Here is a 26,121-nt window from a genome sequence, read left to right as displayed (position 1 = left end):
ATCGGGAAGACCGCGCGGACGGCTCGACGTACACCGACGTCTACGAGGCGATCATCGACTCGGTGACCCAGATCCGCGTCTTCGGCGTCGAGAACCCGCGGACCGACGAAACGGGGCGCGGGCAGGGATCGGGGTTCGTCGTCGACGAGCAGTACGTCGTGACGAACCACCACGTCGTCTCCGGCGGCGAGGAGATCGACCTCCAGTACAGCAACGGCGACTGGAGCGGTACCCGCCTGCTCGGGAGCGACGTCTACAGCGACCTCGCCGTTCTCGAGGCCGACCACGTTCCTGACGTGGCGACGCCGCTGGGGCTGGCCGAGGAGCGCCCGGTCGTCGGCCAGGAGGTGCTCGCGATCGGCAACCCCTACGGGCTCGAGGGGTCGATGTCCTCGGGGATCGTCAGCGGCGTCAACCGAACGATCCCGGCGCCCCAGGGGAACTTTTCGTTCCCGAACGCCGTCCAGACCGACGCGCCGGTCAACCCCGGCAATAGCGGCGGCCCGCTCGTCGACCTCGACGGGAACGTCGTCGGCGTCGTCAACGCCGGCGGCGGCAACAACATCGGGTTCGCGATCTCGGCAGCGCTGGCCCGCCGGGTCGTCCCCGCGCTCGTCGAGGACGGGGAGTACGACCACCCGTTCCTCGGGGTGGCGGTCGCGACCGTCGACCGCTTCGTCGCCGAGGCGAACGGCCTCGAGGAGGCGGCGGGCGTCATCGTCACCGAGACGACCCGAGAGCCCGCCGCCGGAACGCTCGAGCCGGCCGACCGATCGGTCGAACGCGGCGGAGAGCCCGTTCCCGTCGGCGGCGACGTGCTCCGCTCGATCGACGGCGAACCGATCCCGGACCGCAACGCGCTCTCGACGCACCTCGCGCTCGAGACCAGTCCCGGCGAAACCGTACGGGTCGAACTGCGACGCGACGGCGAGGTGCGGACGGTCGAGCTGACGCTCGAATCGCGCCCGCGGCCCGACTGATCGACCCCGCCGGGGACGACGGCGCCGCGTCGACCGACGGCGGTTGCTCGCGACGAACGTTCCGGCTAACCGCACCGTACCGATCAGCGATAGATACGTTCTTTTACAAGTGATTAAACTCCCCGAAAGAGGATGGAGACCGACGCTACCGTTCCGACGCGACAGGTTAAATCCTCGATAACAATGGTGGGATCCGTCGTAGCCGGAAGCGCGACGGCCGCCTGCTCACCATGACCACCAACACAAACGACGTCGATACCCGCCAGTCAGCGTTCGACGAGACGAGCATCGAACTCGACAGCGTCACGATCCAACACAACGACGCGCCCAACGAGTGTGCGATGTTCCCGAGAGACGCGAGCGACATCGAGCTGATGACGAACTGGATCGCCGCGTACGACGACGGGTTCGTCAGGCTCGAGTCGATGCGATAACCCATGTACGCCTGGAGTACCGTCACCGCGATCGGGTTCTGGATCGGGGCCCTCCTCCCGGTCGTCTACTTGCCGGTGTTCGTAACCGGGATCGATTCGGTGCGAGCGCTGTCGCTGCTGTTCGGTCTGCTCGCCGTGCACGCGATCGCGTTGATCCTCGGCCACGGACACGACGGCACCCGGACGCGGTGACGTCCGTCGGTCCCTCCTCCCTTTTCGTTACCCCGAGGGCTGCCAGACCTGCGCTCGGGGCGTTCCGCACTCGTCGCAGACGGCGGCGGCGTTGTCCTTGTACTCGCCGCGCTCGAGCTCGCCGTCGGAACAGCTCGGACACGGTCGTCCCTCGAGGATGGCGAGTAACTGGCGTTGCGTTCCGACGGTTGACTGCGGTTTCGACATACTACCGAGTACTGCCGGCCGTCGAACCGGAAACCGTTCTCCCTGTGTGTGCAACGTGGTTCATGTCGGAGAGCCGGCGGTCCGATCGCGAACCCGCGGCTCGCGCGGGACCGGAATCGTCGCCTCTATCCCCGCGGTCGGCGTCGGTCCCCGGTATGCGCCAGTTCGTACTGATCGGCCACGAGGTACCGACCGATCCCTCGTTCTCGCTCGACGACCTCGCGGGCGGAGCCGGCCGGCTCGACGCGCTCTGTCGGTCCGTTACCGCGGCGTTCGTCACCTCCCACGGGATCCGCGAGGACGTCCGGGTCCACCTCGTCGCGCGCGACGAGTTCACGATCACCTTCGACGGGAGCGAGCTCAGACGGCTCAACCCCGACGAGCGCAGCACGGCCGCGCTGATCCGGAAAGCCTTAGAGCACCGCGAGGAGGCCATCGGCGCGATGCCGGCCGAACCCAGCCCCGGCGTCGAACTCTACCGCCGCGGGTTCGAGGCGACCCTCGAGGCCGTCGCCGACGAGGGAACCGTGGTGCAGCTGCACGAGGACGGCGACCCCGTCGGCGAAACCGACCCGCTCGAGGATCCGATCTTCGTGCTCTCGGACCACCGGGAGTTCACGCCCGAGGAGACCGAACTGCTGGGGTCGGCGGCCGACCGTCGGCTCCGTCTCGGTCCCGAACTGCTCCACGCCGATCAGGCGATCACCGTCGCCCACCACTGGCTCGACACCGACGGCTACGAGCGATTTTAGGCGGGAGTTAGCCGACGGTTGCGGGCGTGTACCACGAATTCGGCGGGACATAACTGCGCCGAGCGGAGTCGATCGAGGGGATAAGTTTCCGAGACGAAAGCGACCCTCGAGACCGTCCTGCGGTCGACGCGGGGTTCGCTTTCGGAAGCGTTAAACGAGCGGCCCTCCACAGTTCAGGTGCGGGCCGGTGGGGTAGCTTGGTATCCTTCGGCCTTCGGGTGGCCGTAACCGCGATTCGAATTCGCGCCGGCCCACTACCTTTCCCGCACTCGATGAACGCCGAGCGACAGCGAGGCGTTCCGAGTGCGGGAAGTCTGTCGCCAAGCGAATTCGAGCACGGGAGACGAGCGAAGCGAGTCTCCCGGAGTTCGAGATTCGCGCCGACCCACTTCTCCCGCAATTTCGTCCGATAGCGACAGCCTTCGGGTGGCCGTAACCGCGTTCTCGTGAGCACGGCAAACGAGAGCACGCGAGACTCGGAGTCTCGCGTGAGTCGAACTCTCGCCGACCCGCTGTTCCCGCGTCTAGCGACGACGAGCGGAGCCGTCGTCGCGATGGGAGAAGCGTCGATAGGGTTCGAGCGGATCCGGCCTCGAGGCTACAGGACCCGGTCGGGCCGGATCCGCAACAGCACCCGCTCCGTCTGGATCGGGTTCGGATACTCCTCGACGTCCATGTACCGCCGCGCGAGCTCGTCGATGTGGGCTCGAGCGCCCGCCGTCGTCAGCTCGTCGACCTCGCCGATCACCGAGAGGAACCGGTAGGGGTCGTCCGGGTCGGTCATACTGACGCCGACGGCGGGGTTGGCGCGGGCGTTGCGCTCCTTCTGGCGGCCGCGCTCGGTGTTGACCAGCAGGCGCTCGGCCTCGGCGTCGTAATCGATCCAGACGGGCGTAATGTGGGGAAACCCGTCGTCGGTCAGCGTGCCGACGTGGGCGAACGTCGCCTTCTCGAACAGGTCGCGGTACTCCGTGGGTATCGGAACCATGGCTCGAGAGACGCCGACCAGCCGCTTAGTATTACCCGGAGAACCGATCCCTCCCGCGTTACAGACCCCGCGACTGCTGGCTCGTCGCGTATCCGTCTCGAGCGGGTGGCTCGGGTATGAGCTCTCGACGACGAACACGACGACGACTGCTGGCGGCCGCCGGCGCGACGGCGGCGACCGCGCTCGTCGCCGGCTGCGGCGACGGGGGCGGCGAAAACGGCGACGACGGCGCTCCCGAGGACCCTACCGGAAACGGCGAGGACGGGGGTATCGAGGGCGACGAGCCCGAGGCCGAGGAGGGAACCGGAAACGGCCAGGACGTCGAGGACGAGGAAAACGGCGGGATCGACGGCGGCAACGGCACCCAATCGAGCGGGAACGAATCCGGGGACGACGACTCGAACGGGACCGAGTCCGGGGACGGCGCGGACAACGAGTCGGCGACGGGGGGCGACGAGAGCGAGTAGCCGGCTCGACGTGCGATTTCTCGCCCGGCGGCGCCGGTTCGCGCCCGCTCGAGGCGGGGACGATCCCCGCGTCGCAGCGTCCCGCGCTCGCGCTACGGAGAGCGACGGCGTCGGCGACGAAACCCAAACCGTTACCGCGCTCCGATCCCTCCATCGGACGATGAGCCACGGACTCGATAGCGACGTCGCGTCGGCAGACGACGTCGCCTCGCGACGCGACGAGGTCGCCGCCCGCGTTCGGTCCCACGCCGGCGAGATGGCCCGCCAGCTGGCCGTCCTCCAGGGCGGGGACTACGGCCAGCGCACCTTCGAGACCCCCGACGGCGACTGGACGCTCAAGTACGAGGCCGGGGACGTCCAGTACCTGCGGTTCGAGCCCGATTCGGGCTCGGAGATCTACGTCGTCTCGAGCAAGCAGCCGCCCGAACCGGCGGAGCTCGAGCGGGCCCTCGAGGCGTACGACGCGTTCGTCGCGGCGTTCAACGAGCACGTCGAGTCGTTCGACGGGCTGTTCGACGACGCGACGACGGATTTTCCCGCGGTCGCGAGCGCGGCGGAACTGGCCGCCGAGCGCGACCGCATCCTCGAGGGGATCCGCGAGGTCGCGACCGCGATGGCCCAGGAGCTGCACCGCTACGACGGCGAGTACGGCACCTACCGGACGACCGTCTCCGGAACGCGCTGGGAGCTGAAGTGGGACGGCGACGCCGCCTCCTACCTCCGGGTCGGCGGCTCGGACGGCACCTACCTGCTCTCGCAGTACGGCCCCGCGCCGGCGCCCGAGGTTCGCCGGCTCGTCGACGACGTCGGCGCGTTCGTCGACTCCTTCAACGAGGACGTCGCCGACCTCGAGGCCGACCTCTCCCGGGTGTCGTTCGAAACGACCGCGTAGGGCCACCCTACGGCGCTCGCAGTCGGTCGTAGGGTCCCCGTTCCCGCCCGCTCCGGCGCGGGTCGGCGACGGTCCGACGTCGACGTCCGGGCGTCGCCCGATCGCGAGCCGTCGCTGCGAGCGTCCGCGTCGCTCGAAGCGCCGCACTCGAGACGGTCGGGATCGGACCGAGCTACACGTCGACGTACCGGTTGACCCACTCCTGGCGCTGCTGGAGTTCGCGGCGTCCTTTCGGCGTCAGCGCGTAGTAGTTGGTTCGGCGATCGAGTTCCCCTTTCTCGATGAGTTCCTTCTCGACGAGCGAATCGAGGTTCGGATACAGCCGGCCGTGGGTGACCGGTTGGTCGATGTACTCGTTGATGTCGTCGAGAATCTCCTGTCCCGACGGCCGATCCTTGCCTGCGATGACGTACAGCAAATCGCGCTGGAAGCCGGTTAGTTCGTCCATGGTTCCCTCTGAGTGCCGACGTTCACCGATCCGTGGCTTTGTTATAGTGCGGGTACGCCCTCCGGGTCGGCCGGAACGCACCGCATAGCTCCGGTTGCACGCTCGGTACGTTTCCGGTCGTCGACGCCGTGACGGGGCGTTTTTTACGCCGACGAACGTACCGCGGGGTATGCCGACCGATCCGCTCGCCTGGGAAACTCTCGAGGAACGAACGTCGTACTCCTGTTCGGGGTTCGACGTGATCACGCAGGCCGTCCGGCTGCCGGACGGAACCGAAGCCGAGTTCGATTACCTCTCCGAGCCCGCGAGCGTCTGCATCCTCCCGTTTACGCCCGACGGCGACGTCGTCTGTATCGAGGAGTGGCGCCAGGCCGTGTCGCGGGTCAACCGCGGGCTTCCCGTCGGCGGCACCGAGCCGGAGGACGACGACCTCGAGGCCGCGGCCCGTCGCGAGCTCGCCGAGGAGACCGGACGCGAGGCCGAGCGGCTCGAGCCGCTGATCACGGTCGAGCCGATCAACGGGGTCGCCGACTCGGTCATGCACTTCTTCGTCGCCCGCGGCTGTCGTCCCACGGCCGAGCAACGCCTCGACCACGACGAGACCATCCGACCGACCGAGAAGACGCTCGAGGAGCTAACGGACGAGGTTCGGGACGGAGAGATCCGGGACGGCCGGACGGTGCTCGCGCTCTCGTACTACCGACTGTTCGAAGCGAGCGGGTAACGCGGTCGCCACGGGGCGCCCGGCGCCGCAGCGATAGCCTCGCGGGAGAACGGAACGTTTACCGACGCCCTCGCCAACACACGGTCGAATGCGCGAGTGCTTCGAACTCCGGGACGCCGACGCCGGCGGCCGCATCGGCGAGCTCACCGTCCCCCGCGCCGACGCGACCGTCGAGACGCCGGCGCTGTTGCCGGTGATCAACCCGAACCTGGACACGATCAGTCCCCGCCGGCTCGCCGAGGAGTTCGGCGCCGAGATCCTCATCACCAACTCCTACATCATCTACGGCACCGAGGACGTCCGCGAACGGGCTCTCGAGGAGGGACTTCACGACCTGCTGGATTTCCCCGGCGCGATCATGACCGATTCCGGCTCCTTCCAGCTCGCGGAGTACGGCGAGATCGACGTCACCACCGAGGAGATCCTCGACTTTCAACGCCGGATCGGGTCGGACATCGCCACCCCCGTCGACATTCCGACGCCGCCGGACGTCCCTCGCGAACGGGCCGCGGACGAACTCGCGACAACCCAGGATCGCCTCGAGGTCGCCGAGGGCGTCGACACCGGCGAGATGCTGGTCACCGCGCCCGTTCAGGGCTCGACCTACCCCGACCTCCGCGAGGACGCGGGCCGTCACGCCGCCGAGACGGATTTGGACGTCTTCCCCGTCGGCGCGGTCGTCCCGCTGATGAACGACTACCGCTACGACGACATGATCGACGCCGTCGCCGGCGCCAAACGCGGCCTGGGCGCCGACGCGCCCGTCCACCTCTTCGGCGCCGGCCACCCCATGATGTTCGCGCTCGCGGTCGCGATGGGCTGTGACCTGTTCGACTCGGCGGCCTACGCGCTGTACGCCCGAGACGACCGGTACCTGACGGTTCGCGGAACGCGCCACCTCGAGGACCTCGAGTACCTGCCGTGTTCGTGTCCGGTCTGTACTGCCCACTCGCCCGACGAGCTCCGCGCGTTGCCCGACCGGGAGCGCGAGGAGGAACTCGCCGCCCACAACCTCCACGTCACCTTCGAGGAGATTCGCCGCATCAAACAGGCCATCCGCGCGGGCAACCTCCTCGAGCTGGTCGAGCAACGTGCCCGCGCCCACCCGACTATGCTCGACGGCTACCGGGCGCTGCTGGATCACGCCGACCAGCTCGAGCGCTCCGACCCGGTCTCGAAGGGCGCCTTCTTCTATACGTCCCACGAGAGCGCCCGCCGACCCGAGGTGGTTCGCCACCACCGGCGACTCGAGCGACTCGCGGTTCCCGACGCGCTCTTTCTTACCGAGGGGCGCACCGACGGCGGCGACGCGTACGACAACGCCTGGCGGGTCCAGCCGCCGTTCGGGCCCTTCCCTCGCGCGCTCTCGAAGAGCTACCCGCTGACCGCCGAAGTTCCCGACCGAACCGACCGCGGGGCGCTCGCGGCTGCAGCCGACGGCGTCGCTCGCCTCGTCGAGGACAACCCCGAAACCGAGTTCGCGCTCGGACATCGCGGGTGGCCCGCGGACGTTCTCGCCCGCGTTCCGGACCGCGTCGAACTGATCGAGCTGTCGGGCGGCGCGGAGTAGCACGTCCGTTTCCGATTCCGTTTGCACATCTGTTTGCAGGCGGAAGAGGTGTCGATACACCGGGGTCGCGTTCCTACCCCTCGAGCTCCTCGTCGATCGAGAGCCACCAGAGGTAGCCCTCGCCGACGACTTCGTGGCCCTCGAGCCGTCCGTCCGCGACCAGCGATTCGAGGCGCTCGAGCAACGCCCTCGGAGGAACGTCGAACTCGCCGGCGAGGTAGGTCGTGTTCACGACGGGTTTCGGCGCGGTGCGGATCGCCGCGACGATTCGGTCGTCGTCGATCGCGTCGACGCCGTCTCCCGGCTCGTCGGTCGGCGGTGGCGACATACGGCTGATACGGGTTCGCTCGAGTTGAATCTGCGGGGGAGAGGGACCCGAACGGTACGGGTTTTTCTCCGTCGCCGACCTAACGGGGGTATGCTCCGGCCACTGTTGCTCGCGCTCGCCGCGATCGAGATCCTCGCTCCCGATCGGCTCGTCACCCGGGGCGAGCGACTGGCGTTCGAGAACCCCGACGTCGGCCGGCTTCGGCCGTGGACGCTCCCGCTGGCGCGGCTCGAGGGCGTCACCGCGATCTGGCTCGTCCGCAATCGGGAGGCCGCCTGGCCCGGGATCAAGCCGCTGCTGGCCGTCCTCGGGCTGCCGGCCGCGTTACAGCCGCGAGCGTTCCTGGCGATCGCGCTCGAGACGGCCTACGAGAACCCCGACGCGATCGAGCCCAAGCCGTGGGTCGTTCCGTTCACGCGCGTTCTCGGACTCTGCTACCTCGCGGTCGCGCTGTGGCCCGGACGCCCGGAATCGCCGTCGGACGCTCGGATCGATCACCCGTAGTCGACGGCTATCGACAGCCTCTTTCGCGCTCCGGCGCGAGGTGCGGTATGACCGACTACTTCGAAGTACACGCACGCGACGGGGCCGCGCGCGTGGGCGAGCTCCGCCTCGAGGAGCCGCGTTCGACGCCCGCGCTCGTCGACGACGTCCTCGAGGACGCGGGCTCGCTGTGGAGCGCCGACCGGGCGATGCCGGAGGGCGACGACTCGCGGCTCACCGTGCTCCCCCACCGCGGCTTCCCCGGGGGAACCGCCGAGGAGGTTCGAGAGTCGTTCGCCGTTTCCTATCCCGACGTCGACTACCCGAGCGTCGCCGTGATCTCGAGCGAGGGCGCGGCCGACGAGGGAACCGACGCCTACGCCGTTTCGGACGTCCAGTCGATTACGGGCCACGGCGCGGCGCTGGTCGAGGCGATCGTAAACGTCCGCGAGGCGGTTCCCGCGGATACGGCCGTCTACTTCTCGGGGGTCGCCACGCCCCGCAACGTCGCCGTGCTGGCCTACGCCGGGGTCGATCTCTTCGACGAGACCGCCGCCGTCGTGAAGGGAACCCAGGGGCGATACCTGACGACCGACGATGCGTACTTCCTCGAGGACCTCGAGGAGCTGCCCTGTGCCTGTCCCGCCTGCCGGAAGCCCCGCGAGGAGTTCACCCGCGAGGACTGCGTCGAGCACAACCGAAACGCCCTGGCGGCGGAACTGGGGATCGTCCGCCGGCGGATCCGCGACGGCCGCCTGCGCGATTACGTCGAGGGCCAGGCCCGCCAGGATCAGTGGCTCACGGCCGCGATGCGCGAACTCGACTCGCAGTGGGGCTACCTCGAGGAACGGACGCCCGTCCTCCGGGATGCCCAGATCGACGCCGCGACCGGCGACACCATCCGCCGGGTCGAGATCCAGCGCTACGCCGACCGCGTGACCACGCGGTACCGCAACCGCTTTTCGAACCCGCTCGTGCTGGTGCCCTGCTCGGCGGCGAAACCGTACAGCGAGTCCCAGAGCCACCGCCAGTTCCACGACGCGATCCAGTGGCGGGCCCACCTGGTCTCGATGACCAGCCCGATCGGGGTCGTCCCCCAGGAGCTCGAGACGACCTACCCCGCCCAGCACTACGACACCGTCGTCACGGGCCGCTGGTCGGAAGACGAGAAGCGGTTCGTGAGTACGGTTCTTCGGCGCTACCTCGAGCGCAACGCCTACCCGGAGATCATCGCCCACGTCCCCGACGAGGGCTACCGCGACATCGTCGAGCGCGTCGAGGCGGAACTCGACCTCGGCGTTACGTACACCGTCGAGGACCACCCGACCGACACGGAGTCGCTGGCGAACCTCCAGCGGGCGCTCTCCGGAGAGCTCAAGTACTCGAAACGCGAGCGCGAGCACAACACCGTCCGCGCGATCGCCGACTACCTGCTCGGCGACGGCGCGGGCGACGACCTCTTCGAGGACATCCAGACGACGAGTCGCTACCCGAAGATCCAGGTTCGCGATAGCGAGGACACCCAGCTGGCGACGATGGTCCCCCAGTACGGGACGCTGTCGTTCACGCTCGAGGGCGCGAAGCGGTGGGTCGACGGCGAGGCCCCCACGAAACGCGTCGAGATCGACGGTTTCGTTCCCCACGGCAGCGTGCTCGCGCCGGGGATCGTCGACGCCGACGAGGAGATCCGCGTCGGCGACGAGGTCGTCGTCGAGGGACCGAAGGCCTTCGGCGTCGGCCGCGCCGAGATGTTCGGCCGCGAGATGGCCGAGAGCACGCGCGGGGTCGCCTGCGAGATTCGCCACGTCGAGGAGAAGTAACGGCTCGACCGAGGCGGATCTGCCACGGGGACCGAACGAGACGCGTTCCGCGGTCTCGAGACCGCAATTCGACGGATAGAGAGGACCGAACGCGGAAGAGACGGCCGACTACGCCCCGTTTCGCTCGCAGATCTCGAGGAAGTTCTCGAAGATTTGCTCGCCCTCCTCGGTGTGGGCGACCTCGGGGTGCCACTGGACGCCGTAGAGGTCCCGATCGGTGTCGCTCATCGCCTCGACGTCGCAGACGTCGCTGCGGGCGGTCAGCTCGAATCCCTCGGGGAGGGTCGTGACCTCGTCGGCGTGGCTCGCCCAGACCCGGGTTTCGGGGTGGAGACTGCCGGTGAGAGGGTCCTCGTCGTCGACGATCTCGACGGTCACGTCGGCGTAGCCGCCGTAGTCGCCGCCGCCGACCTCGCCGCCTAACTCCTCGGCGATCAGCTGCATTCCGAGACAGATCCCCAGGACGGGGACGTCGCGCTCGAGGTAGTCCGCCGAGTTGCCGATCCGATCCATGTCCGGGCCGCCCGAGAGGACGACGCCGTCGGCGTCGACCGCGGCCGGATCTGTGTCGTTGTCGATCAGTTCGGCGTCGACGCCGAGGTCCCGGAGCGCCCGCTGCTCGAGGTGGGTGAACTGCCCGTGGTTGTCCACCACAGCGATTGTCGTCATTACGACGGTGTAGCCGGGCGGTCGGTAAAAGCGGACCGGAACCGCGAGCCCGTCGGTACGTTTATGGATGCGTCCTCGGTTCGTACCGGTATGGCAGTCGATACGAGCGGGTTCGACCACCCCGCCTGGCTCACCGCGGGCAGCACCGTCGCCGGATACCTGCTGATTCTCGCCGTGCTGACGGCGGCGCTGTTCGTGGTGCCGTGGCTCGTCTTCGCGGCGCTGTGAGGACGGGCGGACTCGCGCCCGGACGTTACCGTTGCCGGCCGAAACCGGAGCGCGCGTCGGTTCCGAACTCGAGCACGCTGGGGTAGTCGGCGATCAGCGAATCGACGTTCAGCTCGATCGGACGCCGGGCTTCCCGCCAGCTATCGATCGTGTAGACGTTCACGTCCCGCCCCTCCTCGCGGGCGGTCGCGACGAGGTCGGCGTCGAGGACGTCCAGCGAGGGATTGATCGCCTCGGCCTCGAGTTCGCGAGCGATCTCCAGGTTCTCGGCGGGGTTCGCGCCGAAGAGCTTCGCTATCGGGACGGCGGGATCGACGCCGCGAACCGCCTCGAGGGCGGCCGTCTCGAACGAGGAGACGTAGAACTCGCCCGGGAACTCGGACGCGATCTCGAGGGTTCGCTCGGCCACCGTCGACCAGGAGTACTCGCCCGCGGCCTTGAACTCGACGTTCATCGTGACGCTCGGCCGCGCCGCCTCGAGGACCTCCCGCAGCGTCGGCACCGTCTCGCCGCTGTCGAGGACCTCGGCCCGACAGACCGTCTCGGCGGACGCGTCGGCGACGCGTCCGCTCTCGTCGGTCAGGTCGTCGAGGCGTTCGTCGTGGAAGACGACGATCTCGCCGTCCGCGGTCGGCTGGACGTCGATCTCGATCCGCTCGGCGCCACACTGCGCCGCCCCCTCGACCGCGGCGACGGTGTTCTCGGGGTAGACGTCGGCGAACCCGCGGTGGGCGGTCAGCCGTGGCGTCCGATCCCGACCGCCGGCGGACCGCGCCGCCCCGCGGTCGCTCGCGGTGACGAGACCCGCCGCGACGCTCGCGGCCGCGCCGATCGCACCGAGGACCGTTCGTCGGGTGTTCGTTCCGGTCGCGCTTCGTTCCGTCTCGTCGGCCTGTCGATCAGCCATCGCCGAATAGGTCTCGAGCGGAGATAGTGATGGTTTATATGATCGATATGTCTGAAACGATGTCTCTACGTGTGGCTATAGAGCGACCGCGAACTGCGGCCGCCGGACTGTTCGAGCCTCGAGAGGAAGGCAACTATCGCACGGAAAGAGAGAACGAAAGGACGACGTCGACGGGGCGTTCGGGTTCGTCCTCAGGCGAACGTCTTCGAGACCTCGTCGGTCTCGTCGGTTTCGGCCTGGACCTTCTCCCAGGCGCCACGGAAGTCCTCCATCCGGATCTCGGTGCGGTCGTCGCGGATGGCGAACATCCCGGCCTCGGTACAGACGGCCTTGACGTCGGCGCCCGAGGCGTCCTCGGCCTCGGCCGCCAGCTCCGCGAAGTCGACGTCGTCGGCGACGTTCATGCCGCGGGTGTGGATCTCGAAGATGATCTCGCGGCCCTCCTGGTTGGGCTTCGGTACCTCGATGAGGCGGTCGAACCGGCCCGGGCGGAGGATCGCGCGATCGAGCATGTCGAAGCGGTTGGTCGCGGCGATGATGCGGATGTCGCCGCGGTCCTCGAAGCCGTCCATCTCCGAGAGCAGTTGCATCATCGTCCGCTGAACCTCGGCGTCGCCGGAGGTCTTCGACTCCGTGCGCTTGGCGGCGATGGCGTCGATCTCGTCGATGAAGATCACGGCTGGCTCGTGCTCGCGGGCGACCTTGAACAGGTCGCGGACGAGCTTCGCGCCCTCGCCGATGAACTTGTGTACGAGTTCGGAGCCGGCCATCTTGATGAAGGTGGCGTCGGTCTGGTTGGCCACCGCCTTGGCGAGCATCGTCTTCCCGGTGCCGGGCGGGCCGTACAGCAAGACGCCGCTCGGGGGCTCGATGCCGACATCGTCGAACATCTCGGGCTTCTCGAGGGGCATCTCGACGGTCTCGCGGACCTCCTGCATCTGCTCCTCGAGGCCGCCGATGTCCTCGTAGCTGACGTCGGGGCTCTCGGTGACTTCCATCACGCGGGCGCGGACGTCGGTCTCGTTCGAGAGGGTCTTGACGATAGACAGCGAGTTGTTGACCGCAACCCGGGCGTCGGGCTCGATCTCCTCGCGCATCTCCTCGGTGACCTCGGTCAGCGCCTCCTGGTTGTTCCCGTGCTGTTTGATGATGACGCCTTCGTCCGTCATCTCCTGGACCGTGGCGACGAACAGCGGGGACTGCTTGAGCTTCTTGTTCTCGTGGGTAAGCCGCTCGAGTTTCTGCTGGTACTTGTTGTTCTCGGCGTTCGCGTCGAGGAGTTTGTCGCGCATCTCCTCGTTTTGGGACTCGAGGATCTCTAACCGATCCTCGAGCGCCTGGATTTTCTCCTGTTGGGACGCCTCGTCCTCGTCGTAGGGGAGGTCGACGTCGTCCACAGTGTCGCTCATCACTCGTGAGTTGGGTGTTGGCTCATAAGAGGCTTCGGGTAACTACAGCCCCCTCGGAATATAACCACTGGGCATTGATCGAAACAGAAAATATTATCTGGCCGTATTCGAAATGGGTGTGTACGATGAGTTCTCTAGAGTCGCCAGAGCCCGACCCCGCGGACAGGGGATCCTGGGAGGACGTCCGCGAGCTTCCGCCGAGTGCGAAACTCGTCGCGAAGGTTCTCGAGTACAACGACACCATGACCCAACAGCAGATCGCTGACGAGACGCTGCTCCCGTCGCGGACGGTGCGGTACGCGCTCAACCGCCTCGACGAGGAGAACGTGATCGACTCCCGGTTCTCGTTCTCGGACGCCCGCAAACGTCTCTACAGCCTCGACATCGAGTCGTAGCGAACGCCGTTCGTTCTCGCGTCGCCCTCTCGGTCGCCGCGGTCCCGTCCGTTCGGCGAGCGCTTCACTTTCGGTCCGGTCGCGGAATCCATTTAGGGAGCGGTGGCCAACGTCCCGACAGATGACGCGGGTGATACACACGGGCGACACCCACATCGGGTACCAGCAGTACAACTCGCCCGAGCGACGGCGGGACTTCCTGTCGGCCTTTCGGAACGTGGCCGAGGACGCGATCGACGACGACGACGTGGACGCCGTGATCCACGCCGGCGACCTCTTTCACGATCGCCGACCGAACCTGGTCGACCTCCAGGGGACCGTCGAGATCCTCCGGGACCTCGCGGACGCCGACGTCCCCTTCCTCGCGGTCGTCGGCAACCACGAGGGGAAACGCGACGCCCAGTGGCTCGACCTCTTTTCGGATCTCGGGCTCGCGACCCGGCTCGGCGCCGAGCCGTACGTGCTCGACGACGTCGCGGTCTACGGGCTGGACTTCGTCCCCCGCTCGCGCCGCGGGGATCTCGAGTACGAGTTCGACCCGGTTCCGGACGAGGCCGACCACGCCGCGCTCGTGAGCCACGGCCTGTTCGAGCCGTTCCCCCACGGCGACTGGGACACCGAACGCCTCCTGACGGCGTCGACCGTCGACTTCGACGCCGTCCTGCTCGGGGACAACCACCACCCCGATACCGCCGAGCTGGCGGGGACCTGGATCACCTACTGCGGTTCGACCGAGCGCGCGAGCGCGAGCGAGCGCGAGGAGCGAGGGTACAACCTCGTCGACTTCGAGCCCGGCGAGGAGCCGGCGATCCGGCGACGAGGGATCGAGGCGACCCGCAAGTTCGCCTTCGTCGACGTCGGGCTCTCCGAGGGCGAGGGCGTCGACCGGGTTCAGGAACGGGTTCGCCAGCACGACCTCGAGGACGCCGTCGTCGTCGTCACCCTCGAGGGGGAAGGCAAGCCGATTACCCCCGCGGCCGTCGAGGAGCTCGCGGTCGATCGGGGCGCGCTCGTGGCCCGCGTGAACGACCGCCGGGAGCTTCCGGACGAGGACGCCGACGTGTCGGTGAGCTTCGCGAACCCCGACGACGCGGTCCGGGAGCGCGTCCGCGAGCTGGGGCTCAGCGACGCCGCCCGCGAGCTCGATCGCACGGTTCGAAACGACGATCTCGCCGACGCGAACGTCCGCGAGCGCGTCGAGCGCCGGGTTCGAGAACTCCTCGAGGACGAGGCTTCGGCGTTCGAACCCGCTCCCGACCGGGGGCCGGACGGCGCGGACGCGACGACCGTCGCGGACCGGGAGGGCGAGGCCGACGCTGAGAAGCCCGCTGTCGCCGAGCCCGCGTCTGCGGCGGACGACGACGCGAGCGACGAGGCCGCGGGCGCGAGTGGTGCCCGCCCGGACGGGAACGCCGAGACGAGTACGGGGACCGACACCGAAGCCGAGGCGTCGGGCGACGCCGCCGACGCGGGCCCGGAAGACGGTTCCGAGTCGGAGTCGACGCCGGGTTCCGACCGCGAGTACGCTTCGCTGGGTGATTTCGAATGAGGGTCGACCGCGTCCGCCTGCTGAACTTCAAGTGTTACGGCGAGGCCGAACTCGACCTCGAGCGGGGCGTGACGATCGTCCACGGGGTCAACGGCAGCGGGAAGTCGACGCTGCTCGAGGCCGTCTTCTTCGCGCTGTACGGCTCGAAGGCGCTGGACGAGCGCACGCTCGACGACGTAATCACGACCGGCGAGGAGGAGAGCGAGGTCGAGCTCCGCTTTACCCACGACGGCCGCGAGTACCGCGTCGAGCGCCGGCTCAAGCTGCGTGGCGACCGCGCGACGACGACGAAGTGTGTCCTCGAGACGCCGACCGAGACCGTCGAGGGTGCACGCGACGTTCGCGCGGAGGTGACACGGCTCCTGCGGATGGACGCCGAGGCGTTCGTCAACTGCGCGTACGTCCGCCAGGGCGAGGTCAACAAGCTGATCCACGCCTCGCCGGGCGAGCGCCAGGACATGATCGACGACCTCCTGCAGCTGGGCGCGCTCGAGGAGTACCGCGAGCGCGCCAGCGACGCCCGCCTCGGGGTCAAGTCGGTGCTCGACGGACAGCGAGAGGTGCTCGAGGACCTCCGATCGCAGGTCGAACGCAAGGAAGGGCAGGACCTCCACGAGCAGCTCAACGAACTCGAGTCGCGCCACGCCGACGTCGTCTCGAAGATCGATCGCTTCGAGTCCCAGCGCGAGGACGCCCGGGACTCCCTCGAGACGGCGACGGACGTCCTCGAGCGCCACGAGGAAACCCGCGAGGAGCTCGCCGACCTCGCCGAGGAGATCGAGGCGCTGCGCTCGAAGATCGACGAGACCGAGCGCAAGCGCGAGGACGCCGGCGAGCGACTGCGCGAACGCCGCCGGCGCCGCGAGGAGCTCGCCGACGAGCGCGACGGGCTGCTCGGCGAAACCGACCTCGAGACGGGCGACGCCGAGGCCGTCGAGGACCGCATCGAGCGCCTCGAGGAGCGCGACGAGGAGCTGCGCGACGACCTCGAGGACGCCCGCGTCGCGATCACCGAGCGCAAGGGAAGTATGGAACGGCTCCGCGAGGAGGCAACGGAGCTCGAATCCCGGGTCGAGACGAAACGCGAGGAGGCTGACCAGCTCGACGACGACCTCGAGGACGCCGTCGAGGCGATCGAGCAACGGGAGGAGAAACTCGACGAGTTCGACGCGGAGATCGAGGCCGCCCGCGAGGCGTTCGACGACGCGCCGATCACGTTCGGCGAGGCCGAGGGCTACCTCGAGGACCTCGAGGACGACCGCGAGGAGCTCGTCTCGACGCGCAACGACGTCGCCGCCGAGATCAGGTCGGTCGAGGACGCGATCGCCGAGGGCGAGCGACTGCTCGAGGAGGGGAAATGCCCCGAGTGCGGTCAGGACGTGACGGACTCGCCCCACGTCGACGTCCTCGAGGAGAAACGCGACCGGCTCGCGGCCCTCGAGGACCGCCGCGACGACCTCGCCGACGAGCGCGACGACCTCGAGGAACGCATCGAGCGCGCCGAGGCGCTCCGCGAGGCCGAACGGCGGGTCGACCGACTCGAGGAGAACCGCGAGAACGTCGCCCAGCTGGTCGCGGAGAAACGAGACGCGCTCGAGGGGCGCCACGACCAGCGCGAAGAGCTCCGGGCGGAGGCCGACGAGCGCGAGCGCGAGGCCGAGGCGAAACGAGCGGAGGCCGACGACCTCGAGGACGACGTCGCGGACGCGCGAGCCGAACTCGGGGAGATCAACGGCGAGCGCAGCGAGATCAAGGCGGAGCTCGAGACGCTTCGCCGCGTCGCCGAGATCAACGGCGAGCGGGCCGACCTCGAGCGCGAGCTCGAGACCGTCCGGGAGCGACGGGCCGACTGGGAGACGATGAACGAGGAGCGCCGCGAGCAACTCGCCTCGAAACGCGAGCGAAAGCGCGAGCTCGAATCCGAGTTCGACGACGAGCGGATCGAACGGGCCCGCAGCGAGAAGCGGAAAGCCGAGGACTACCTCGAGCGAGTCGAGGAGAAACTCGCGGCGCTCGAGGACGACCGCGACCAGCTTCGGGGCCGGATCGGCGGGATCGAGGAGAAACTCGAGGCGCTCGAACGGCTCCGCGAGCGCCTCGAGGCGGTCGAAACGCGCTGCGAACGGCTCGACTCGCTGTACGGCGAGGCGGAGACGCTCCAGACGACCTACGGCGAGTTGCGCGCGGAACTGCGCCAGCGCAACGTCGAGACTCTCGAACGGCTGCTCAACGAGACGTTCGATCTGGTCTACCGGAACGACTCCTACGCGGGGATCGACCTGGACGGGGAGTATCGCTTAACGGTCTACCAGAAAGACGGCGAGCCCCTCGAGCCCGAGCAGCTCTCGGGGGGCGAGCGGGCGCTGTTCAACCTCAGTCTGCGGTGTGCGATCTACCGGCTGCTCGCGGAGGGCGTCGAAGGGACCGCCCCCATGCCGCCGCTGATCTTAGACGAGCCGACCGTCTTCCTCGACTCGGGTCACGTCACGCAGTTGGTGTCGCTGGTCGAGTCGATGCGGGACCTGGGCGTCGAACAGATCGTCGTCGTCAGCCACGACGAGGAGCTGATCGGCGCGGCGGACTCGCTGGTCCGCGTCGAGAAAGACGCCACCTCGAACCGATCGCGGCTCGTGCGCGGCGAGCCACCGGAGGCGGCGCTGCTGGGGGCGGAGTGACTGACTCGAGAGCGATACCGCCGGCGGCTAGCGCTCCCCGCGGTCGTCTCCGGAGCGACGCGGGTTCGCGTCGGTGTTCGCGCCGATCGCCTCGAGGGCGACTTCCCCCTCGTCGGCGAGTCGGTACCCCCGTTCGCCGGCGACGTCGGTCTCGGCGATCAGGTCCGCGGCGGTCAACACCGTGAGCCGACCGTGGAGATCGCTCTCGCAGCAGTCGTAGGCGTCGAGCATCTCGCGAACGCCGAGCGGGCCGCGTTCGCCGAGGTCGACGAGCAACCCGAGGGCGGTTTCGTCGTGGACGGCCGTCAACAGCGTTCGAACCGGTTCGTCGATGGTTCGGGCGGCCGTCTCGAGGACGGACTCGTCCTCGAGGTGCTCGAGGCGGTCGTTCTGGACGTAACACTCGTTACCGGTTTCGGGATCGCGAACGAGACTCGCGTGCTCGGAGCGTTTGAGAAGGACGTATCGCTTCCCGGTGTCGTCTTGGACGGGTTTCATGTTCGGTCGTGATCCGCGGGCGATCGGTGTTCGGGTTCGGCAGGCGTCTCGTCGGGCGCGGACGGGTCGGCGTCGCGGTCAGATTCGGCGTCGGGCGCGGACGGGTCGGCGTCGCGGTCAGATTCGGCGTCGGGCGCGGACGGGTCGGCGCCGTCCGACGGTCGGGACGTCCGGTAGCGGCGGACGGCGAACCCGGAGAGGACGATGCCGCCGAGGAGCAGGACGACGCCGTTGGTCGAAGGGCCCTCGAAGACCAGAAACAACACGCCGAGCGACAGCGCGAGAACGGCCGCGTTGATGACGAGGACGAGCGACCAGAACGTCTGCAGGAGGTCGCTCGGAACGTCGGTTTCGATCTCCGGTTCGGTCGACGACCCGAACTCCGAACGCAGGTCCGACCCCAGGTCCGACCCCGCGTCCTCCGTCGATACCTTGGGGATCGTCAGCGAGTCGCTGTCGGAGTCGGTAAACTCCTCCTCGGGGTCCCACTCCTCGGGCTCGTGTTCGGAGCGATCGAACACCACACCTGCGCAGACGGGAACCGGAAGGAAAAGGATTCGCGTTCGCGCCGCACCCTCGGTTCAGACGAACTCCTCGAGCGCGAGCGTCCGGCTCGCCTCGACCCACGCGAGGGGGTTCTCGGCATCGTAGAACACCACCCCGTCCTCGATCTCGTAGGCCTCGACGGTCGCTGTGCCCTCGGGCTCGCTACGCGGTTCGCGTCGATCCATCATCTCGTCTTCGTTGGCGCGGGTAGACACGTCGGTCACCTCGACCCTTGCTATGTGTTACCACATTATATGTCTTGTTGCCCCACCGCGTTTTCGCCGGTACCGCAGCGAACCGGGAATGGTGGGTTTTTAACCGGCGGCGCCGAACTCCGGTACCATGACCGAGGCGGGACAGAGCGGACTCGCGGATTTCGGATCGGGGTCCGACGAACCCAGCGACCGACCGGACGCGGAGGCGGCACACGTCGCAGGCAACGGCGGCTCGAGCGCCGCCGACGTGATCGACGTCGTCGAGGAGACGCTTCCCGAATCGCGGGGGGAACTCGATCTCGCCGTGATGCAGGTCGACTACACGATCGCCGGCTACGGCGACGACGAGCGACCGATCATGCACGTCTTCGGACGGACGACCGACGGAACGCTCGAGCACATCCAGATCGTCGGCTTTCGTCCGTACTTCTACGCGCCGACGGCGAGTCTCGAGCGTCCGCCCGAGGAAGCGTACGACCGACTCACCGGGAGCCGCGAAGTGGACGAGGACGGCGAGCCCTACGAGAGCATCCGCGGGGAGAAGCTGACGAAGATCTTCGGCCAGACGCCCCGCGACGTCGGGCAGGTCCGCGACGAGTTCGAACACTACGAAGCCGACATCCTCTTCCCGAACCGATTTCTCATCGACAAGGACGTCCGCAGCGGGATCCGGGTTCCCGAGCGGCGGGCCGAGGACGACTCGCTGGTCGTCCCCCACGAGGAGGTCGAGGCGGTCGAGGTCGACGCCGAGCCGCGGGTCAACACGTTCGACATCGAGGTCGACGACCGCTCCGGATTCCCCGAGGACGGGGAGGAGCCGATCGTCTGTCTCACCAGCCACGACTCCTATCGCGACGAGTACGTCATGTGGCTCTACGAGGCGCCGATCGGCGACGGACCGATCCCCGAGGCCGTCGAGGAGTACGATCCCATCGAGGGACCGCTGGACCACGAGGTCCGGAGCTTCGACGAGGAGGAGGCGATGCTCGAGGCGTTCATCGAATACATCCGGGAGACCGACCCGGACGTGCTAACGGGGTGGAACTTCGAGGACTTCGACGCGCCGTACCTGCTGGATCGACTCGAGGTACTCCAGGGCGGCCACGAGTACGACCTCGAGATCGATCGCCTCTCGCGGGTCGAGGAGGTCTGGCGCAGCAACTGGGGCGGTCCCGACATCAAGGGTCGAGTCGTCTTCGACCTGCTGTACGGCTACCAGCGGATGGTCTTCTCCGAACTCGACTCCTACCGGCTGGACGCCGTCGGCGAGTCCGAACTCGGGGTCGGCAAGGAACGCTACGCCGGCGACATCGGCGACCTCTGGGAGGACGACCCGACGCAGCTGCTCGCGTACAACCTCCGGGACGTCGAGATCTGCGTCGAACTCGACCGCCAGCAGGAGATCGTCCCCTTCTGGGACGAGGTCCGCTCGTTCGTCGGCTGCAAACTCGAGGACGCCCCCACCCCCGGCGATGCAGTTGACATGTACGTCCTCCACCAGGCCCACGGGCAGTTCGCCCTCCCCTCGAAGGGCCAACAGGACGCCGGCGAGGAGTACGAGGGCGGGGCCGTCTTCGACCCGATCACCGGCGTCAAGGAAAACGTCACCGTGCTGGACCTGAAGTCGCTGTACCCGATGTGTATGACGACGATCAACGCTTCGCCGGAGACGCGGGTCGATCCCGACGAGTACGACGGGGAGACCTACACCGCGCCGACCCAACCGGAACCGATCCACTTCCGGAAGGAGCCCGACGGCGTGATGCGCGAGATGATCACGGAGCTGCTCGCCGAGCGCGAGGAGAAGAAGGGGCTTCGGAACGAACACGAGCCCGGAACGCCGGCGTACGAGCAGTACGACCGCCAGCAGGGTGCGGTAAAGGTTATCATGAACTGTTTCACGCCGGACACGGAGGTAGTGACTCCCGACGGCGTCCGAGAGATTACCGACCTCGAGGTCGGTGACGAAGTGTACTCGCTCGATCCGGAAACCGAGAAACTGGAGACGAAGTCCGTCGTCGAAACCCACGCCTATCCCGACTACGACGGCGATCTGATCGATATCGAGACGAGCAAGATCGATTTTAGCGTCACGCCGAATCACCGAATGCTCGTCCGCAAGAACGAGACGAACGGGATCACGGAAGACGAATACAGGTTCGTCGAGGCCGGGGACCTCGACCGGGCGACGAACTATGAACTACCCCACGACTGGGAGGGGCCCGACGGTGACGAACTCGAGGAAGTCGATCTGACGGAACTGATCGACGGCGAGTACGAGGTGTGGGTTCGACCGTCCGTTCACGGCCACACGTTCACCGCAGAACTGGGTTGGACACCGCGTCGCGTGCCGAAAGCCGACGTGGGGGAGGTAGGCTACGTGTTCACTGCCGAGGAGTTCGAGCAGCACCGCGAGTACATCGAAGACGTCTGCGAGACGAGCTTCGTTCACCGTGTATCCGGTCGGAAGTGGATTCCGCGGACGTACGACGGCGACGATTTCCTCGATCTACTTGCGTGGTTCGTAACGGAAGGAAACGTCTACACGTCCGAGGACAAGCAGTTCGGCGAGAACTTCCGTGGCTCTGCGACGACCGTTAAACTCGCGCAGGACGATCGTCCCGTCGCTGACGGGGGTGAAAATCACCACGCGACGATCGGCGAACTCCTCGACGGGATGGGATTCGACTCGTACGTCGACGATCGGTCGTATACGATCACGTCGAAGCTTCTCGGGGACCTCATGACCGAACGCTGTGGCGACGGGAGTTTCGAGAAACGAATTCCCGACCTCGTCTTCGAGTGTAGTCGCCGACAGAAGCGACGGTTTCTGGAGGTTCTCATCGACGGGGACGGCGACCGACAGGTGAACTCGTGGCGATACTCTACCTCGAGCGACGAGCTTCGAGACGACGTTCTTCGGCTCTGTGCACACCTCGGACTGACCGCCAACTACAGCCGAGACAGCGGGACGTGGCGGATCTACGTGACGGAAGCGTCGAAGAACACACTTCGGATGCATCGAAGCTCATCCCGGAGTACGGCCGAGAACGGCGTCTACTGCGTTACCGTCGAGGACAATCACACGCTGCTCGCAGGACGAAACGGGAAGTTCCAGTTCGTCGGCCAATCCCTGTACGGCGTGTCGGGATGGGAACAATTCAGACTGTATGATAAGGAAGCAGCATCCGCGATCACCGCTACTGGGCGCGAGGTGATCGAATTTACCGAGACTGCCGCGGACGAGCTTGATTATCAGGTTACGTATGGTGATACGGACTCCGTTATGCTCGAGCTCGGCCCCGACGTCTCGAAGTCCGAAGCCATCGAGCAGTCCTTCGCGATTGAAGAGCACATCAACGACCGCTACGACGACTTCGCGCGCGACGAACTGAACGCGGAGTTCCACCGCTTCCAGATCGAGTTCGAGAAGCTCTACCGGCGCTTCTTCCAGGCGGGCAAGAAGAAACGCTACGCCGGCCACATCACCTGGAAGGAGGGAAAGGACGTCGACGACGTCGACATCGTCGGTTTCGAGTACCAGCGCTCCGATATCGCCCCGATCACCAAGGAGGTCCAGCATCGGGTCATCGAGATGATCGTCAAGGAGGGTGACATCGAGGGCGCCAAGGAGTACGTCCAGGGCGTTATCGAGGACGTTCGCGCGGGCGAGATAAGCCTCGACGACCTCGCTATTCCGGGCGGGATCGGCAAGCGCCTGGACAACTACGACACCGACACCGCCCAGGTTCGGGGCGCGAAGTACGCGAATCAGCTGCTCGGGACGAACTTCCAGCGCGGAAGCAAGCCCAAGCGACTCTACCTCGAGCGCGTCGATCCCGCCTTCTTCGAGCGCCTCGAGGACGAGGAAGGGCTCGACGCGCGCCGGGACCCCGTCTACGGCGCGTTCAAGCGCGACCCAGACGTCATCTGCTTCGAGTACGAGGACCAGATCCCCGAGGAGTTCGCGGTCGACTACGACACCATGCTCGAGAAGACGCTGAAGGGACCGATCTCGCGGATCCTCGAGGCGCTTGACGTCTCCTGGGAGGAAGTGAGGTCGGGCCAGGAACAGACCGGGCTCGACCAGTACTGGTAGGCGGTCGGTTCGAGAGCGCAGGCACCGCCGGAGCGTCGTCCGTCTCGTGGACCCCAATCCACGACAAAATGGCACGCTGAACCGCCATTGCGCCGTTATCGGTCGGTGGCGACGTCGCGCAGTCGGCGGCGACGGTTCCGGTTCAGAAAAATATTCTTCGCCATTCGAAACCGTATCCAATCGCATACGAAACCGTTATCAGGCGGACGACCCACGGTTTACACGACAGAGTACTATGGCACGCCTCGAACTATCCAACCTGCACGCGGAAGTGGCGGACGGCGACGAGAAGATCCTCGAGGGCGTCGACCTCGAGGTCGAGTCGGGCGAGATCCACGCCCTGATGGGGCCGAACGGCTCCGGGAAGTCGACGACCGCGAAGGTCATCGCCGGCCACCCGGCCTACGAGGTCACCGAGGGCGAGGTGCTGATCCACCTCGAGGACGACGAGTTCGGCGACGACGTCGAGATCGACGAGGACCAGCGCACCTGGAACCTGCTGGAACTCGAGCCCAACGAGCGCGCGGCGCTGGGCGTCTTCCTGGGCTTCCAGTACCCCGCCGAGATCGAGGGCGTCACGATGACGAACTTCCTCCGCACGGCGCTCAACGCCAAAATCGAGGAGCGCGAGGAGCTCTTCGAGGACGAGGACGAAGCGGAAGCGGAAGCGGAAGCGGAGGAGGACGAAGGCTTCGAGACGTCGCCGATGGAAGGTAACGTCGACGAAGGCGAGGTCGGCGTCGCCGAGTTCCAGCAGATCCTCCAGGAGAAGATGGAGCAACTGGACATGGACGAGCGGTTCGCCCAGCGCTACCTCAACGCCGGCTTCTCCGGCGGCGAGAAGAAACAGAACGAGGTCCTCCAGGCCGCCATCCTCGAGCCGTCGGTCGCCGTCTTAGACGAGATCGACTCCGGGCTCGACATCGACCGCCTGCAGGACGTCTCGAACGGGATCAACGCCCTTCGCGACGAGCAGGGCACCGGGATCCTCCAGATCACCCACTACCAGCGCATCCTCGACTACGTCGAGCCCGATCACGTCCACGTGATGCTCGACGGCCAGATCGCCAAAAGCGGCGACGCCTCGCTCGCAGAGGAACTCGAGGACAAGGGGTACGACTGGGTCCGCGACGAGGTCTACGGCACGGCGTAACCGGATTCGACTAGAACAACCGTAATAACGCTACAGCCGTAAACACGAATACATACCAATCATGAGTTCCGAACAAGACCACCTCAAAGACACCGACACCGAGGCGCGCTTCGAGTTCAAGAAGGAGCAAAACGCCGCCGTCAAGTCCGACAAGGGCCTGACCGAAGAGGTCATCCGGATGATCTCCGAGGACAAAGACGAGCCCGACTGGATGCTCGAGCGGCGTCTGCGCGCGCTCAAGCAGTACCAGAACATGCCGATGCCGACCGACTGGCCCGGTCAGCCGGACCTGACCGAGCTGGACATCGAGGAGATCGTCCCCTACATCCGGCCGGACGTCGACAAGCGCGAGGGTGTCGACGACTGGACCGAGCTCCCCGACGAGATCAAGGACACCTTCGACAAGCTGGGCATCCCGGAAGCCGAGAAGAACGCCCTCTCGGGCGTCGGCGCCCAGTACGAATCGGAGGTCGTCTACCAGAACATGCAAGAGCAGTGGGAGGAGAAGGGCGTCATCTTCATGAACATGGACAAGGCGGTTCAGGAGCACCCTGAGCTCGTCAAAGAGCACTTCATGACGACCTGTGTCCCCCCGAGCGACAACAAGTTCGCCGCGCTCCACGGCGCCGTCTGGTCGGGCGGCTCGTTCGTCTACGTCCCCGAGGGCGTCACCGTCGAGATGCCCGTGCAGGCGTACTTCCGGATGAACTCCGAGGGGATGGGCCAGTTCGAGCACACGCTCATCATCGCCGAGGAGGGCTCGGAGGTCCACTACATCGAGGGCTGTTCCGCGCCGAAGTACGGCACCCACAACCTCCACAGCGGGGGCGTTGAGGTCTTCGTCGGCGAGGACGCCCACGTCCAGTACTCCACGGTACAGAACTGGTCGAAGAACACGTTCAACCTCAACACCAAACGCGCCATTGTCGAGGAGAACGGCACCATGGAGTGGGTCTCGGGCTCGATGGGTTCGAAAGCGACCATGCTCTACCCGTGTACGATCCTCAAGGGTCGCGGCGCGACCGACACCCACATCACCATCGCCTTCGCGGGCGAGGATCAGGACATCGACACCGGCGCGAAGGTCTATCACAACGCGCCCGAGACGTCCTCGACCATCGAGTCGAAGTCGATCTCGAAGGACGGCGGCCGCACCAACTACCGCGGCCTCGTCCACATCGCCGACGGCGCCGAGAACTCCTCGACCGCCGTCGAGTGTGACGCCCTGATGTTCGACAACGAGTCCACCTCGGACACCATGCCGTACATGGAGATCGAGGAGTCGAAGGTCGACGTCGCCCACGAGGCGACCGTCGGCAAGATCGGCGACGAGGACATCTTCTATCTGCAGAGCCGCGGACTCGACGACGACGACGCCAAGAAGATGATCGTCGCCGGCTTCATCGAGCCGATCACGGAGGAACTGCCCATCGAGTACGCGGTCGAACTCAACCGCCTCATCGAACTCGAGATGGAGGGAAGCCTCGGATAAC

The 26,121-nt window shown here is 67.0% G+C and carries 27 protein-coding genes and 1 tRNA gene; 18 read left to right on the top strand and 10 right to left on the bottom strand.

Annotated features, from left to right (window positions below; translation table 11 throughout):
* The 3 genes from C492_RS19560 to C492_RS19550 form a co-directional block, all read left to right on the top strand.
* Nucleotides 1–980, top strand: a 980-nt coding sequence (locus C492_RS19560) for a S1C family serine protease (protein WP_008426835.1), incomplete at its 5' end; no start/stop codon positions are given.
* A gap of 230 nt (nucleotides 981–1,210) precedes the next feature.
* Nucleotides 1,211–1,414 (top strand): DUF7511 domain-containing protein, encoded by a 204-nt coding sequence (locus C492_RS19555; protein WP_008426833.1) that lies wholly within the window; start codon nucleotides 1,211–1,213, stop codon nucleotides 1,412–1,414.
* A 3-nt stretch (nucleotides 1,415–1,417) separates the two neighbouring features.
* Entirely contained in the window at nucleotides 1,418–1,606 is a 189-nt protein-coding gene (locus C492_RS19550) for a hypothetical protein (protein ID WP_008426831.1), read from the top strand.
* A gap of 27 nt (nucleotides 1,607–1,633) precedes the next feature.
* Here the strand turns inward: C492_RS19550 and C492_RS19545 are convergent, their stop codons facing one another.
* Nucleotides 1,634–1,813 carry an HVO_A0556 family zinc finger protein gene (locus C492_RS19545; protein ID WP_008426829.1) on the bottom strand — a complete coding sequence of 60 codons (180 nt, stop codon included), beginning with the start codon at nucleotides 1,811–1,813 and terminating at the stop codon, nucleotides 1,634–1,636.
* 155 nt (nucleotides 1,814–1,968) lie between these two features.
* Here C492_RS19545 and trmY point away from each other — a divergent pair, with 155 nt between their 5' ends.
* Both trmY and C492_RS19535 read left to right on the top strand, forming a co-directional pair.
* Nucleotides 1,969–2,565: a tRNA (pseudouridine(54)-N(1))-methyltransferase TrmY gene (trmY, locus tag C492_RS19540; RefSeq protein WP_008426828.1), complete on the top strand. Its 597-nt coding sequence runs from the start codon at nucleotides 1,969–1,971 to the stop codon at nucleotides 2,563–2,565.
* Between the two features lie 181 nt (nucleotides 2,566–2,746).
* Nucleotides 2,747–2,819: transfer RNA gene (locus C492_RS19535), tRNA-Pro, on the top strand.
* Nucleotides 2,820–3,163: 344 nt separating this feature from the next.
* Here C492_RS19535 and C492_RS19530 read toward each other — a convergent pair.
* A complete protein-coding gene (locus C492_RS19530) occupies nucleotides 3,164–3,553 on the bottom strand; it encodes a PPOX class F420-dependent oxidoreductase (RefSeq protein WP_008426826.1) in 390 nt (129 codons plus the stop codon).
* 116 nt (nucleotides 3,554–3,669) lie between these two features.
* Between C492_RS19530 and C492_RS19525 the strand changes: the two genes are divergently transcribed.
* A complete protein-coding gene (locus C492_RS19525) occupies nucleotides 3,670–4,020 on the top strand; it encodes a hypothetical protein (protein WP_008426823.1) in 351 nt (116 codons plus the stop codon).
* 160 nt (nucleotides 4,021–4,180) lie between these two features.
* Nucleotides 4,181–4,912 carry a hypothetical protein gene (locus C492_RS19520; RefSeq protein WP_049893205.1) on the top strand — a complete coding sequence of 244 codons (732 nt, stop codon included), beginning with the start codon at nucleotides 4,181–4,183 and terminating at the stop codon, nucleotides 4,910–4,912.
* A 172-nt stretch (nucleotides 4,913–5,084) separates the two neighbouring features.
* Here the strand turns inward: C492_RS19520 and C492_RS19515 are convergent, their stop codons facing one another.
* Entirely contained in the window at nucleotides 5,085–5,360 is a 276-nt protein-coding gene (locus C492_RS19515; protein WP_008426819.1) for a PadR family transcriptional regulator, read from the bottom strand.
* Nucleotides 5,361–5,529: 169 nt separating this feature from the next.
* Between C492_RS19515 and C492_RS19510 the strand changes: the two genes are divergently transcribed.
* Both C492_RS19510 and tgtA read left to right on the top strand, forming a co-directional pair.
* Entirely contained in the window at nucleotides 5,530–6,084 is a 555-nt protein-coding gene (locus C492_RS19510) for an NUDIX hydrolase (RefSeq protein WP_008426817.1), read from the top strand.
* 88 nt (nucleotides 6,085–6,172) lie between these two features.
* On the top strand, nucleotides 6,173–7,654 hold the full coding sequence (tgtA, locus tag C492_RS19505; protein WP_008426816.1) for a tRNA guanosine(15) transglycosylase TgtA: 1,482 nt from the start codon (nucleotides 6,173–6,175) through the stop codon (nucleotides 7,652–7,654).
* Between the two features lie 73 nt (nucleotides 7,655–7,727).
* Here the strand turns inward: tgtA and C492_RS19500 are convergent, their stop codons facing one another.
* The gene (locus C492_RS19500; protein WP_008426813.1) at nucleotides 7,728–7,982 is read right to left on the bottom strand and encodes a hypothetical protein; all 255 of its coding nucleotides are present in this window, start codon (nucleotides 7,980–7,982) and stop codon (nucleotides 7,728–7,730) included.
* A 90-nt stretch (nucleotides 7,983–8,072) separates the two neighbouring features.
* Between C492_RS19500 and C492_RS19495 the strand changes: the two genes are divergently transcribed.
* The gene (locus tag C492_RS19495) at nucleotides 8,073–8,486 is read left to right on the top strand and encodes a hypothetical protein (RefSeq protein WP_008426812.1); all 414 of its coding nucleotides are present in this window, start codon (nucleotides 8,073–8,075) and stop codon (nucleotides 8,484–8,486) included.
* A 47-nt stretch (nucleotides 8,487–8,533) separates the two neighbouring features.
* A complete protein-coding gene (gene arcS / locus C492_RS19490; protein ID WP_008426809.1) occupies nucleotides 8,534–10,285 on the top strand; it encodes an archaeosine synthase subunit alpha in 1,752 nt (583 codons plus the stop codon).
* 108 nt (nucleotides 10,286–10,393) lie between these two features.
* On the opposite strand, the gene C492_RS19485 is transcribed toward arcS, so the two are convergent.
* Complete coding sequence (locus C492_RS19485) at nucleotides 10,394–10,954, bottom strand: GMP synthase subunit A (protein ID WP_008426807.1); 561 nt, start codon at nucleotides 10,952–10,954, stop codon at nucleotides 10,394–10,396.
* Nucleotides 10,955–11,044: 90 nt separating this feature from the next.
* Here C492_RS19485 and C492_RS24785 point away from each other — a divergent pair, with 90 nt between their 5' ends.
* A complete protein-coding gene (locus C492_RS24785; RefSeq protein WP_008426805.1) occupies nucleotides 11,045–11,182 on the top strand; it encodes a hypothetical protein in 138 nt (45 codons plus the stop codon).
* Nucleotides 11,183–11,207: 25 nt separating this feature from the next.
* On the opposite strand, the gene C492_RS19480 is transcribed toward C492_RS24785, so the two are convergent.
* The gene (locus tag C492_RS19480) at nucleotides 11,208–12,089 is read right to left on the bottom strand and encodes a glycerophosphodiester phosphodiesterase (RefSeq protein ID WP_008426803.1); all 882 of its coding nucleotides are present in this window, start codon (nucleotides 12,087–12,089) and stop codon (nucleotides 11,208–11,210) included.
* Between the two features lie 191 nt (nucleotides 12,090–12,280).
* Nucleotides 12,281–13,498 (bottom strand): proteasome-activating nucleotidase Pan1, encoded by a 1,218-nt coding sequence (pan1, locus tag C492_RS19475; protein WP_008426801.1) that lies wholly within the window; start codon nucleotides 13,496–13,498, stop codon nucleotides 12,281–12,283.
* Between the two features lie 125 nt (nucleotides 13,499–13,623).
* Here pan1 and C492_RS19470 point away from each other — a divergent pair, with 125 nt between their 5' ends.
* From C492_RS19470 to rad50, 3 genes are all read left to right on the top strand, one after another.
* On the top strand, nucleotides 13,624–13,893 hold the full coding sequence (locus C492_RS19470; protein WP_008426799.1) for a MarR family transcriptional regulator: 270 nt from the start codon (nucleotides 13,624–13,626) through the stop codon (nucleotides 13,891–13,893).
* 121 nt (nucleotides 13,894–14,014) lie between these two features.
* A complete protein-coding gene (mre11, locus tag C492_RS19465; RefSeq protein ID WP_008426797.1) occupies nucleotides 14,015–15,442 on the top strand; it encodes a DNA double-strand break repair protein Mre11 in 1,428 nt (475 codons plus the stop codon).
* Nucleotides 15,439–18,117 carry a DNA double-strand break repair ATPase Rad50 gene (rad50, locus tag C492_RS19460; protein WP_008426796.1) on the top strand — a complete coding sequence of 893 codons (2,679 nt, stop codon included), beginning with the start codon at nucleotides 15,439–15,441 and terminating at the stop codon, nucleotides 18,115–18,117. The genes mre11 and rad50 overlap by 4 nt, the downstream gene beginning before the upstream one ends.
* A gap of 27 nt (nucleotides 18,118–18,144) precedes the next feature.
* Here rad50 and C492_RS19455 read toward each other — a convergent pair whose 3' ends face one another.
* The 3 genes from C492_RS19455 to C492_RS19445 are packed head-to-tail and all read right to left on the bottom strand — an operon-like array spanning nucleotide 18,145 to nucleotide 19,385.
* Nucleotides 18,145–18,615: a DUF7346 family protein gene (locus C492_RS19455; protein WP_008426794.1), complete on the bottom strand. Its 471-nt coding sequence runs from the start codon at nucleotides 18,613–18,615 to the stop codon at nucleotides 18,145–18,147.
* On the bottom strand, nucleotides 18,612–19,139 hold the full coding sequence (locus C492_RS19450) for a DUF7322 domain-containing protein (protein WP_008426792.1): 528 nt from the start codon (nucleotides 19,137–19,139) through the stop codon (nucleotides 18,612–18,614). Before C492_RS19450 ends, C492_RS19455 begins: the two co-directional genes overlap by 4 nt.
* 57 nt (nucleotides 19,140–19,196) lie before the next feature.
* Nucleotides 19,197–19,385 (bottom strand): DUF7331 family protein, encoded by a 189-nt coding sequence (locus C492_RS19445; protein ID WP_008426790.1) that lies wholly within the window; start codon nucleotides 19,383–19,385, stop codon nucleotides 19,197–19,199.
* Between the two features lie 118 nt (nucleotides 19,386–19,503).
* Here C492_RS19445 and C492_RS19440 point away from each other — a divergent pair, with 118 nt between their 5' ends.
* The 3 genes from C492_RS19440 to sufB all read left to right on the top strand — a co-directional run bounded on the left by C492_RS19440 (nucleotide 19,504) and on the right by sufB (nucleotide 26,120).
* Complete coding sequence (locus C492_RS19440) at nucleotides 19,504–23,475, top strand: intein-containing DNA polymerase II (RefSeq protein WP_008426788.1); 3,972 nt, start codon at nucleotides 19,504–19,506, stop codon at nucleotides 23,473–23,475.
* Nucleotides 23,476–23,710: 235 nt separating this feature from the next.
* Complete coding sequence (locus tag C492_RS19435; protein ID WP_008426787.1) at nucleotides 23,711–24,628, top strand: ABC transporter ATP-binding protein; 918 nt, start codon at nucleotides 23,711–23,713, stop codon at nucleotides 24,626–24,628.
* 61 nt (nucleotides 24,629–24,689) lie between these two features.
* Nucleotides 24,690–26,120: a Fe-S cluster assembly protein SufB gene (gene sufB / locus C492_RS19430; RefSeq protein WP_008426784.1), complete on the top strand. Its 1,431-nt coding sequence runs from the start codon at nucleotides 24,690–24,692 to the stop codon at nucleotides 26,118–26,120.
* Nucleotide 26,121: the final 1 nt, after the last annotated feature.

The organism is Natronococcus jeotgali DSM 18795 (assembly GCF_000337695.1).
In the GTDB taxonomy this organism is placed as follows: Archaea; Halobacteriota; Halobacteria; order Halobacteriales; family Natrialbaceae; genus Natronococcus; species Natronococcus jeotgali.
Note: the sequence above shows the minus strand (reverse complement) of the source record. Positions and strands in the feature narration are given on the sequence as shown.